Origin of the sequence: Mesobacillus subterraneus (assembly GCF_000934845.1) — a bacterium.
Lineage (GTDB): Bacteria > Bacillota > Bacilli > Bacillales > Cytobacillaceae > Mesobacillus > Mesobacillus stamsii.
In genome coordinates, this window is sequence record NZ_JXIQ01000048.1 from 1 (window position 1) to 619 (window position 619).

General features: G+C 46.2%; 4 tRNA genes. All 4 read left to right on the forward strand.

From position 1 onward, the window contains the following. Positions 1–131: 131 nt before the first annotated feature. The 4 genes from UB32_RS06780 (at position 132) to UB32_RS06795 (ending at position 540) form a co-directional block, all read left to right on the forward strand. A tRNA-Leu gene (locus UB32_RS06780) sits at positions 132–217 on the forward strand. Positions 218–281: 64 nt separating this feature from the next. Further along, positions 282–358 (forward strand) — tRNA-Arg (locus UB32_RS06785). Positions 359–370: 12 nt separating this feature from the next. After that, positions 371–447 (forward strand) — tRNA-Pro (locus tag UB32_RS06790). Between the two features lie 19 nt (positions 448–466). Next, a tRNA-Gly gene (locus tag UB32_RS06795) sits at positions 467–540 on the forward strand. Positions 541–619 lie beyond the last annotated feature (79 nt).

The window sequence follows — 619 nt, forward strand, 5'->3', positions numbered from 1 at the left end:
GGCAGACGCACCAGACTTAGGATCTGGCGCCGCAAGGCGTGGGGGTTCGACTCCCTTCACCCGCACCATTATTTACTTGTTGATTAATCTGGTTTGGTATGGTAAGATATAAACCTGTTATATATGTTTCTGCGGTCGTGGCGGAATGGCAGACGCGCTAGGTTGAGGGCCTAGTGGGGGCAACCCCGTGGAGGTTCAAGTCCTCTCGGCCGCACCAAAAAAAGTTATTGACACGCTCGAAAAAAGATGTTATTATATAAAAGTTGCTATTAAAACATTAAGCGCCCGTAGCTCAATTGGATAGAGCATCTGACTACGAATCAGAAGGTTGTAGGTTCGACTCCCGCCGGGCGCACCATTATTCATATAACGGGAAGTAGCTCAGCTTGGTAGAGCACTTGGTTTGGGACCAAGGGGTCGCAGGTTCGAATCCTGTCTTCCCGACCATCAGGATCTAAAAAAATATGCGGGTGTAGTTTACTGGTAAAACCTCAGCCTTCCAAGCTGATGTAGTGGGTTCGATTCCCATCACCCGCTCCAATTTTATTGTTCTTTGAAAACTAAACAAACAAGCGTCAACAAACAATTAATTATCATGGCTTCTATTATAGAAGCTCAT